We start from the raw sequence: 10,185 nt of genomic DNA on the forward strand, positions 1-10,185 counted from the left end.
GGCGGGACCTGCCCGCCCCGCCCCGGGGCCGTCCCCGCGGCACCGTCCCGACGCCGGGCCCCTCGGCTCCGCCGTCCGTCTCGCCGGGGCCGAGCCCCGCCGTCGCACCGCACCGCCACGACGCCGCCGCGGGCCTGCTGCGCGTCACCGGCCATCTGCCGCCCACGCTGGACGGGGTCGAGCTCACCGGCCGGCACGCCGAGATCCTCACCCTCCTCGCGTGGCACGGCCCGGGCCTGACCGGCGCCGAACTCGAGGTCGCGCTGTATCCGGAGGAGACCGCCGGGCACCGGCCCGCGCCGGGCGACGCCCCCGCCCGAGCCATCTCGCTGCGCGCCGAGGTGCATCGACTCCGCCGGGCGCTGCAGGACGCGGGGGCGCCGGTGGCGCTGCTGTCCCGGCCGTACCGGCTCGTGGGGGAGGTGCACGCGGACCTGCTGTGCGCGCGGGAGGCGCTGCGCGCCGGGGATCTGGACCGTGCGCTGCACGCGGCGGCCGGGCCGGTGCTGCCGCGGTCGGTGTCCCCCGGTGTCGCCTCGATCCGGGCGGAGCTGGGGGAGGCGCTGCGCGAGGCCGTCGCCCAGGACGCGGATGTCGAACAGCTCTGGGCCTACCTGGGCCGCCCTGAGGCCCGCGACGACGTCGAGCTCTGGGGTGCCGCCCTGCGTCTGCTGCCGGCGGACTCGCCGCGGCGCGCGCTCGCCGTGGCCACGCTCGAGCGGATCGAGCGGGACCTGGCCTGACCCGGCCCGCCCCTCTTCCGCGCCCGACTGCAACCTTCGTGCAACCTCCTTGTGACTAGGGTCACAGCCACGGCAGGGCGCCACCCGGCGTCGAGGCAACCGCAGGCAAAGGAGCCAGCACCATGACCGTCTACGCATTCCCGGGCACCGAGGGGGCCAAGGTCGAGTTCAAGTCCCGCTACGAGCACTTCATCGGCGGTGAGTGGACGCCCCCGGTCAAGGGTCAGTACTTCGAGAACGTCACGCCCGTGACGGGCAAGGTGTTCTGCGAGGTCGCCCGCGGCACGTCCGAGGACATCGACGTCGCCCTTGACGCCGCCTGGAAGGCCGCCCCGGCCTGGGGCGCCACCTCGGCGGCCGAGCGGGCGCTCGTGCTGCACCGCATCGCGGACCGCATGGAGGAGAACCTCGAGATGCTGGCGGTCGCGGAGACGTGGGACAACGGCAAGGCCGTCCGGGAGACCCTCAACGCGGACGTCCCGCTGGCCATCGACCACTTCCGGTACTTCGCCGGCGCGATCCGCGCGCAGGAGGGCGGCCTGTCCCAGGTGGACGAGGACACCGTCGCGTACCACTTCCACGAGCCGCTCGGCGTGGTCGGCCAGATCATCCCGTGGAACTTCCCGCTGCTGATGGGGGTGTGGAAGCTGGCGCCCGCGCTGGCCGCGGGCAACGCCGTCGTGATCAAGCCCGCCGAGCAGACCCCGGCCTCGATCATGGTGTTCATCGAGCTGATCGCGGACCTGCTGCCGGCCGGCGTCGTCAACGTGGTCAACGGCTTCGGCCTCGAGGCCGGCAAGCCGCTCGCGCAGTCGCCGCGCATCCGCAAGATCGCGTTCACGGGCGAGACGACGACGGGCCGGCTGATCATGCAGTACGCCTCGGAGAACATCATCCCGGTGACCCTGGAGCTGGGCGGCAAGTCGCCCAACGTCTTCTTCGAGGACGTCATGGCGAACGACGACGCCTACTGGGACAAGGCGCAGGAGGGCTTCACCCTGTTCGCGCTGAACCAGGGCGAGGTCTGCACGTGCCCGTCGCGTGCGCTCGTGCAGGAGTCGATCGCGGCGAAGTTCCTCGACGCCGTCGTGGAGCGGACCTCGCGCATCGTCACCGGCAACCCCCTCGACACGGACGTGATGATGGGCGCCCAGGCCTCCAACGACCAGCTCGAGAAGATCACGTCCTACCTGGACATCGGCCGTCAGGAGGGCGCCGAGGTGCTCATCGGCGGCGCCCGCGCCGAGATGGAGGGCGAGCTGGCCGGCGGCTACTACGTGCAGCCCACGATCTTCCGCGGGGACAATTCGATGCGCATCTTCCAGGAGGAGATCTTCGGGCCGGTGGTCTCGACGACCACGTTCACCGACTTCGACGACGCCATGCGGATCGCCAACGACACGCTCTACGGGCTCGGCGCCGGCGTGTGGTCCCGGAACGGCAACACCGCCTACCGCGCGGGCCGGGCGATCCAGGCCGGCCGCGTGTGGGTGAACAACTACCACGCCTACCCTGCCCACGCCGCGTTCGGCGGGTACAAGTCCTCCGGCATCGGCCGTGAGAACCACCTGATGATGCTCGACCACTACCAGCAGACCAAGAACCTGCTCGTCTCCTACTCCGAGGACAAGCTCGGGTTCTTCTGAGCCGACGCCGGCACTGCACGCCCCCTCCCCACTCCACGAAAGGTGATCCCCCATGACCACGATGAAGGCAGCCGTCGTCACCCAGTTCGGCAAAGAGGCCGACGTCAAGGAGGTCGAGCGTCCGACGCCCGGCCAGCATCAAGCGCTCGTGAAGCTCATCTCCTCGGGCGTCTGTCACACGGACCTGCACGCGATGGAGGGCGACTGGCCGGTGAAGCCGACCCCGCCGTTCATCCCGGGCCACGAGGGCGTGGGCATCGTCGAGGAGGTCGGACCCGACGTCGAGAACCTCAAGGTCGGGGACATGGTCGGCAACGCGTGGCTGTGGCGAGCGTGCGGCCACTGCCAGTACTGCCGCACCGGGTGGGAGACCCTGTGCGAGGAGCAGGTCAACGGCGGCTACTCCGCAGACGGTTCGTTCGGTGAGTACATGCTCGTAGACGCCCGCTACGCGCCCGTGATCCCGGAGGGTGCGGACCCGATGGAGGTCGGCCCGATCCTGTGCGCCGGCGTCACGGTGTACAAGGGGCTGAAGCAGACCGAGGTGCGACCCGGGCAGTGGGTCGTGATCTCCGGCATCGGCGGCCTGGGGCACATCGCGGTGCAGTACGCCGTGGCGATGGGCATGCGCGTGGTGGCCGTGGACGTCGCGGACGACAAGCTGGCGCTCGCCACCCGGCACGGCGCGGAGCTGACCGTGAACGCGAACGTCGCGGACCCCTCCGTGGAGATCCAGGAGAAGATCGGCGGCGCCCACGGCGTGCTCGTCACGGCCGTGCACCCGCAGGCGTTCGGCCAGGCCATCGCGATGACCCGCCGCGGCGGCACCATCGTGTTCAACGGCCTGCCCCCGGGCGACTTCCCCGCGCCGATCTTCGACATCGTCCTCAAGGGCCTGACTATCCGCGGCTCGATCGTGGGCACCCGGCAGGACATGGTCGAGGCACTCGAGTTCTACGCGGCCGGGAAGATCCACCCGACCTTCCACACCCGCCCGCTCACCGAGATCAACGACGTGTTCGACGAGATGCGCCACGGCAAGATCGAGGGCCGCGTCGTCATCGACTACGCGATGCAGGACTGACGTGTCGCCTGGGCGCCGGCTGGGCGCGGGGTAGTATCGACACATCACGCGCACCAGTGCGACGGCGGTCGTCCCACCCGGAGATCCGGGCCGGGGCGGCCGCCGTCGTCGTCGCGGGGACGGGGCGCGCGGCAGCGCGCCCGACACCCGGTCCTCAGCGGGCCGCGGCCGGGACGACGCCGTCGCGCAGCCACTCCAGCGTGGCCGGCCAGCAGGTCGGCGCGAACCGCGCGTGGAACAGCCCGAAGTGCCCGATCTCCGCCACCCCGAGCTCCTCCGGCCGCACCCGCCAGCGCACCGTCCGCCGACCCGGCGAGTAGGAGTCCGCGCGGTCGAGGGCGGCGTCGGTGCCGAAGTCGTCGTCCACGGGCGCCACGATCAGCGCGTCCGCCGTGAACGCGGCCAGACGACGGCGCAGCTCGTCCCGGCCGCCGGCGGTGCGGGCGCTCGCGGTGAAGTCGCGGCGACTGCGCGCCCAGTCCAGGGCGACCCCGCGCGGCAGGTCTTCGAGCCAGCCGAGCCGCCGCCCCGGGAAGTGCCCGCGGGCCAGCGTGATCGCCGGCATCGCCGCATGCCACCGCGCCCACATCCGCACGCGTCCCGGCCGCGCCCGGTAGTCCCGCCAGTGGGCGTGCTGACCGCCGACGGCCACGTGCCGGGCCACGTGACGCGCCTCGGCTGCGAGCCCGATGCCGAACCCGCCGTAGCTGTGGCCCACCGTCAGGAGGGGGCCGGGCAGGTGCGTCCGGGCCCAGCCGAGCACGGCGTCCGCGTCGAGGGCGCCCCAGTCCGCCCAGCGCGCCCGCCGGGCCACGGCGAACGGCTCGCGGGACTCCCCGACGCCCCGGTAGTCGAACGTGACCGCGTGGAATCCGTGGCCGGCGAGGAACTCGGCGTAGCGCCGGTAGTACGTGGCCTTCACCCCGGTCGCCGAGGCGATCACCACGGTGCCGGCAGGCGAAGCCGGGGGCGTCGTCGTGGTGGGGGTGAAGTGGCGGGCCGCGAGCACGAAGCCGTCGGGAGCGCGGAGGCGCACGGGGGTGGAGGTGGTCTGTGTCACACCGCCACCCTAGGCGCGGGGGCGGCGCGACCTGCGACACAATGGGCCCATGACTGAGACCCCCCAGAGCTCGTCCGGCCAGAGCCGGGATGAGATCCTCGCCCGCCTCGAGGAGATCTACGCGAACGACCCCGCGGTGCGCGAGCACGGCGTCACCCTCGGCGAGGTGGCCGAGGGGCGCGTGGTGCTGCACCGCGACGTCACCGCGGACATGGTGAACTCCCACGAGATCTGCCACGGCGGCTTCCTGTTCCACCTCGCGGACTCGGCGCTGGCGTACTGCGTGGCGACCTTCGGCGCCGCCCCCGTCACCCGGCGGGCGGAGATCACCTACGTGGCGCCCGCCAGGCTCGGCGCGCACCTCGTGGCGACCGCCCGCCAGTCGGTGGAGTTCGGCCGCGACCGCATGATCGAGGTCGGCATCGAGGCGGACGGCCAGCTCGTCGCCTGGTTCACCGGCCACTCCACGAGCCCGCGGCCGCGCGCATGAGCGCCGGGACGCAGGGGACGACGACGGCTGGGCCGGTCGTCGAGTCGGTGGAGCTGCACGTGGCGGAGGGCGCCGAGGAGGCGTTCGAGGCCGCCGTCGCCGAGGCCGCGGAGCTGTTCCGCGGCGAGGGGGCGACGTCCTTCGCGCTGACCCGGCAGGTCGAGGACCCGGCCCGGTACCGGCTGCTGATCGGCTGGCGGACCCTCGAGGACCACACGGTGGGCTTCCGCGAGTCGGAGGCCTTCGGCCAGTGGCGGGCGCTCGTGACCCCGCACCTGGCGCAGCCCCCGGCGGCGACGCACTGGGAGTCGGTGGCCGCGGCCTTCTGAGCCCCCGCGCCCCGCGTTTTCGTGTGGGAAACGGGAGCCTTCCCGCGCGCTTTCGTGCGGCAAGCGGGAGCCTTCCCGTCCGCTTTCGTGTGGGAAACGGGAGCCTTCTCGCTCTCGTTTCCCCACGCACGACGGCGCCCCTCGCCCCCGACTCTTGCCCCCGCCCCGCCTCGGGCCTAGGGTCAGGTCATGGGCGCATGGGGAAGAAACGTCTTTCAGAACGACACCGCGCTGGACCTCGTCGATGAGGTCCTGGACGGCTCCTTCGACCTGGACGAGTTCCGCAAGGACTTCCGTCGAGAAGAGGACGAGGGCTACCTGGACGCGAGCCAGGGCGCGGCCCTGCTGGCCCTCGGGGCGCTCGTCCGGATCGCCCGCAACGAGGACCACGCCGACCTGGACGTGCTGCTCGAGCATGCGGAGGCCGAAGAGGTCGATCTCACCGACTTCATCGACCAGTTCTCCGACGAGGACATCCAGACCCTGCGCGAGCTGATCGGCGTGGTCATCCGTGAGCCCTCCTGCTCCGAGCTCTACGAGCTGTGGGAGGAGTCCGGGGAGCTCGAGCAGTGGCTCGAATACTCGCGCCAGTGCCTGCCGTGAGCTGAGCGCCGGCATCCCTCGCCCGGCGCTCCCCGCCGGACGCCCCGCGCGGACGCCTCACGCCCGGCACCCCCCGCGCGAACGCCTCACGCCCGGCACCCCCCGCGCGAACGCCTCACGCCCCGCGCCGCCGCCAGCCGGGATTGATCCGCTGGAACAGCTCGTGCGCGCGCCACCGCCCGTCGATCCGCAGATAGTCCGGCGCCGTCCCGTAGTGCTCGAACCCGCACGCGGCCAGCACCCGCTGCGAGGCCACGTTGTCCACGAGCGTCTCGCCCTGGAGCCGGTGCAGGCCCAGCACGTCGAAGCCGACGCCCACGAGGAGCCGCAGCGCCGCCGTCGCGATCCCCCGCCCCGTGCAGGCGCGGTCCACGCCGTAGCCGACGCTGGCCGAGTCGAATGCGCCGCGGGTCACCGAGTTCAGCTGCGCGCGCCCCACGAGCACCCCGTCCTCCTCCACGAGGAAGAGCAGGCCGGTGCCGGTCTCGCGGGCGCGGTCCGCGGCGGCCACGAGGTCCGCCTGGCCGGCGGGCGTGTAGTAGGCCTCGGAGCGCGCCGGCTCGCCCGTGCGGAAGTGGTCCCGGTTGCGGACCACGAAGTCCACCAGGGCGGGGACGTCGTCGGGGGTGGGGTGGCGGAGGGAGACGCTCATCCCCCGGATCATGCCCGCTCGGCCAAGCGAATCCCACCGCGCCCGTCCGCACCCGGCGCCCCGGCCCGCCCTCGCCCGCCACCACGACGACGCCGCCCAAGGAGGCGATCCCGGGGCGGCGTCGTCGTGGGTGAGGCCCGGTGTCAGCGCGCGTAGCGCGTGAGGCGCAGCGAGTTCAGCACCACCAGCACCGACGACGCGGCCATGGCGCCGCCGGCGATCATCGGGTTGAGCAGGCCGAGGGCCGCCACAGGGATGCCGAGCACGTTGTAGGCGAACGCCCAGAACAGGTTCATCCGGATGATCCCGAGCGTCCGGCGGCTCAGGTCCAGGGCCTGGACCACCTGGTCGAGGTCGTCGCCCATCACGGTGATCTGCGCGGCCTCGCGGGCCACGTCCGTGCCGGAGCCCATGGCGATGCCCATGTCCGCGGCGGCGAGCGCCGGGGCGTCGTTGACGCCGTCGCCCACCATGGCCACCACGCGGCCCTCGGACTGCAGGCGCGTGACCACGTCCACCTTGTCCTCGGGGCGCACGCCGGCCACCACGTCCTCGGCCGGGATCCCGACGGCGGCGGCCACCTGGGCGGCCACGGCGGCGTTGTCGCCGGTCACCAGCAGCGGGCGCAGCCCGAGCTCCTTCAGGCGGGCGATCGCGGCGGCCGAGCTGGGCTTCACGGTGTCCTTGACCGAGAGGACGCCGGCCACGCGGCCGTCGACGGCCACCCACACGGCGGTGGCGCCGGCCTGCTCGGCGGCGTCGAACTCCGCCTGCTGGGCGGGGGTCGGCTCGCCCACGAGGTCGCCGCGGCCCACGGCCACCCGGACCGGGCCGGCGTCGGGCAGGGCGACCGTGCCGGTCACGCCGCCGCCGGCCGTGGACGCGAAGTCCGCCACGCGGGGCACGGTCAGGCCGCGCTCCCGCGCACCCGCGACGATGGCGCGGGCGATGGGGTGCTCGGACCCGGCCTCGACCGCGGCCGCCAGGGCGAGGATCCGGTCCTCGGCGAGGGCGGCGTCGTCGGGCGCGGAGGCTCCCGTCTCCCGCGCGGAAGCGGCTTGGTCTGCGAAGGCGTGCACGTCGGAGAGGGCCATGCGGCCCTCGGTGACGGTGCCGGTCTTGTCCAGCACGATGGTGTCCACCGTGCGGGTGTCCTCGAGGACCTCCGGGCCGCCGATGAGGATGCCCAGCTGCGAGGCGCGGCCCGTGCCGGCCAGCAGGCCGACCGGGGTGGCCAGGCCGAGCGCGCACGGGCACGCGATGACGAGCACGGCCACGCCGGCGCGCAGCGCGGGGGCCACGTCGCCGCCGGTGACGAGCATCCACACCACGAACGTGAGGACCGCCAGGACCAGCACGATCGGCACGAACACGGCCGAGATGCGGTCCGCCAGGCGGGCGACGCGCGCCTTGCCGGTCTGCGCGTCCGAGACGAGCCGGCCCATCTGCGCGAGCGTGGTGTCCGCGCCGGTGCGGGTGGCGCGGGCGATCAGCCGGCCCGAGGTGTTCACGGTGGCGCCGGTGATCTCGTCACCGGGGCCGACCTCCACGGGCACGGACTCGCCGGTGAGCAGCGAGGCGTCCACGGCGGAGGTCCCCTCCAGCACGACGGCGTCCGTGGGCACCTTCTCGCCGGGCCGGATGACGACGACGTCGCCCGGCTCCAGCTCCTCCGCCGGGATGACGCGCTCGGTCAGGGCGTCCGCACCGCCGTCGTGATGCGTTTGGGGCGACTTGTCGGAGGTGGAAGCGGCTTCGACCCCCGACAAGTCACCCGAAACGGCGGCGGCGGGGGTGGCGGCGGCGGGGGTGGCTGCGGCGGAGGCCGAGGCGTCTGGGGTCTGGGCGTCCCAGTGCGGGAGCACGGTGGCCTGCGCGGCGCCCAGGTCCAGCAGGGAGCGCAGCGCGCGCCCGGCCTCGCGCTTGGCGCGGGCCTCGAGCCAGCGCCCGAGCAGCAGGAACGTGGTGATGACCGCCGCCGTCTCGAAGTAGAGGCTGTGGTGCATCATCTCGGCCATGGTCCCGCCCACGTGGGCGGTCATGCCGGGCTCCAGCACCAGCTCCACGGCTGAGTACGTCCACGCCACGAGCACGCCCGCGGACACGAGGCTGTCCATGGTGGAGCTGCCGTGCCGGGCCGCGCGGAACGCGGCCGAGTGGAACGGCCACGCGCACCACAGCGCCACGGGCGCCGACAGCGCGAGCGCCACCCAGCCCCAGTGCGGGAACTGGAGGGCCGGGACCATGGAGATCAGCACGAGCGGCACCGTGAGGATCGCCGCGACGATCAGCCGCGGCTTGATCACGTCCGCGCTCGGCCCGTGGGACATGTGGTCCTCGTGGCCCTCATGCTCACCGTGCTCCGCGCCGGTGGCCTCGTGGCCCCGGTGGTCGGAGTGCCCGGCGTGGTCGGCAGCGTGCCCCGTGCCGCCGTCGTCGTGCCGGTCTCGACGCGCGGGCCGCGCCCGCGGATCCGGGCGCACGGCGGCCGTGTAGCCGGCCTTGGCGACGGCGTCGAGCAGGTCCTGGTCGCTCACGCCCGCGGGCACGGTGACGGTGGCGCGCTCGAGCGGGAGGTTGACCGAGGCCTCGACGCCCTCGATCTTGCCGAGCTTGCGCTCGACCCGGCCCACGCACGAGGCGCACGTCATGCCCGTGACGTCGAGGTCCACGCGGCGCGTGCCCTCGGCGTCCTGCAGGGCCGTCCGGCCGAGGGCCTCGGCGGCGCGGTCGGAGGGGGAGGGTGAGGCGGTCACGGTTCAGCCCTCGACGAGCCGGTAGCCGGCCTCCTCGACGGCGGCGCGTGCGGCGGCGGGGTCGAGGGGGCTCTCGGAGGTGACGGTCGCGGTGGACACGCCGCCCGCGGTGAGGTCGACGTCCACGGCGGTGACGCCGGCGATCTCGCCGAGCTCCTCCTGGACGGACGCGACGCAGTGGCCGCAGGTCATGCCGGTGATCTTCAGGTCGGTGGTGGTCATGGGGTCCTCCTGGGACGGGGTGGGTTCGGGTCGGTCTGGTGGGTCTGGTCGGTCGCGGGGGGGAGAGGGCCGGCGGGCCGGTGCCGTCGCGTCAGCGCAGCAGGCGGCCGATGGCCGCGGTGGCCTCGGCGACCTTCTCGTCGATGAGCTCGGTCCGGCCCGAGGCCTCGGCCTCGACGGCGGCCTCGGCCACGCAGTGGCGCAGGTGCTCAGAGGTGAGGTTCAGGCTCATGGCCTGCAGCGCCTTCGTGACGGCGGCGACCTGCGTGAGGATGTCGATGCAGTAGACGTCTTCGTCCACCATGCGGTGGATGCCGCGCACCTGGCCCTCGATCCGGCGCAGCCGCTTGAGGTGCGCGTCCTTGTCCCGGTGCGCCGCGTGCGGCGGGTGGGCGCCGGCGCAGGGGTCCGCGCCATCGTGGGCGTCCGTCGTCGTGGGGGGCGTGCTCATGCCCCGTTTCTATACCCCTAGGGGGTATCCCGTCAACCCACGCCCGCCCTTTCGTGCGGGAAACGGGAGGCTGCGCCCTTCCTTTCGTGTGGGAAACGGAAGGCTCCCGTCTCCCGTACGAAAGCACCCCCGAAGGCTCCCGTTTCCCC

Annotated in this window: 11 protein-coding genes; 6 read left to right on the forward strand and 5 right to left on the reverse strand. The window is 73.5% G+C overall.

Annotated features, from left to right (window positions below; genetic code table 11):
* The 3 genes from NWP10_RS08325 to adhP all read left to right on the forward strand — a co-directional run.
* Nucleotides 1-743, forward strand: a 743-nt coding sequence (locus tag NWP10_RS08325; protein ID WP_258300541.1) for a helix-turn-helix domain-containing protein, incomplete at its 5' end; no start/stop codon positions are given.
* A 122-nt stretch (nt 744-865) separates the two neighbouring features.
* A complete protein-coding gene (locus NWP10_RS08330; RefSeq protein ID WP_017489224.1) occupies nt 866-2,389 on the forward strand; it encodes an aldehyde dehydrogenase family protein in 1,524 nt (507 codons plus the stop codon).
* Between the two features lie 52 nt (nt 2,390-2,441).
* On the forward strand, nt 2,442-3,473 hold the full coding sequence (gene adhP, locus NWP10_RS08335) for an alcohol dehydrogenase AdhP (protein WP_258300542.1): 1,032 nt from the start codon (nt 2,442-2,444) through the stop codon (nt 3,471-3,473).
* 154 nt (nt 3,474-3,627) lie between these two features.
* Here adhP and NWP10_RS08340 read toward each other — a convergent pair whose 3' ends face one another.
* Nucleotides 3,628-4,533, reverse strand: a complete 906-nt coding sequence (locus NWP10_RS08340; RefSeq protein WP_258300543.1) for an alpha/beta fold hydrolase — start codon at nt 4,531-4,533, stop codon at nt 3,628-3,630.
* A gap of 49 nt (nt 4,534-4,582) precedes the next feature.
* On the opposite strand from NWP10_RS08340, the gene NWP10_RS08345 reads away from it, so the two are divergent.
* The 3 genes from NWP10_RS08345 (at nt 4,583) to NWP10_RS08355 (ending at nt 5,955) form a co-directional block, all read left to right on the forward strand.
* A complete protein-coding gene (locus NWP10_RS08345) occupies nt 4,583-5,023 on the forward strand; it encodes a hotdog fold thioesterase (RefSeq protein ID WP_184173241.1) in 441 nt (146 codons plus the stop codon).
* Nucleotides 5,020-5,352, forward strand: coding sequence for an antibiotic biosynthesis monooxygenase (locus NWP10_RS08350; RefSeq protein ID WP_258300544.1), 333 nt, complete (start codon nt 5,020-5,022; stop codon nt 5,350-5,352). Before NWP10_RS08345 ends, NWP10_RS08350 begins: the two co-directional genes overlap by 4 nt.
* A 189-nt stretch (nt 5,353-5,541) precedes the next feature.
* Nucleotides 5,542-5,955, forward strand: coding sequence for a DUF4259 domain-containing protein (locus NWP10_RS08355; RefSeq protein WP_017489219.1), 414 nt, complete (start codon nt 5,542-5,544; stop codon nt 5,953-5,955).
* Between the two features lie 115 nt (nt 5,956-6,070).
* Here the strand turns inward: NWP10_RS08355 and NWP10_RS08360 are convergent, their stop codons facing one another.
* From NWP10_RS08360 to NWP10_RS08375, 4 genes are all read right to left on the reverse strand, one after another.
* Complete coding sequence (locus NWP10_RS08360; RefSeq protein ID WP_017489218.1) at nt 6,071-6,607, reverse strand: GNAT family N-acetyltransferase; 537 nt, start codon at nt 6,605-6,607, stop codon at nt 6,071-6,073.
* A gap of 143 nt (nt 6,608-6,750) precedes the next feature.
* Nucleotides 6,751-9,258, reverse strand: a complete 2,508-nt coding sequence (locus tag NWP10_RS08365; RefSeq protein WP_375162476.1) for a heavy metal translocating P-type ATPase — start codon at nt 9,256-9,258, stop codon at nt 6,751-6,753.
* Between the two features lie 108 nt (nt 9,259-9,366).
* A complete protein-coding gene (locus tag NWP10_RS08370) occupies nt 9,367-9,585 on the reverse strand; it encodes a heavy-metal-associated domain-containing protein (protein ID WP_017488839.1) in 219 nt (72 codons plus the stop codon).
* A 91-nt stretch (nt 9,586-9,676) separates the two neighbouring features.
* Entirely contained in the window at nt 9,677-10,036 is a 360-nt protein-coding gene (locus NWP10_RS08375; protein WP_158491748.1) for a metal-sensitive transcriptional regulator, read from the reverse strand.
* Nucleotides 10,037-10,185: the final 149 nt, after the last annotated feature.

The sequence above is a fragment of the Micrococcus sp. HG099 genome (assembly GCF_024723355.1).
GTDB lineage: Bacteria > Actinomycetota > Actinomycetes > Actinomycetales > Micrococcaceae > Micrococcus > Micrococcus endophyticus.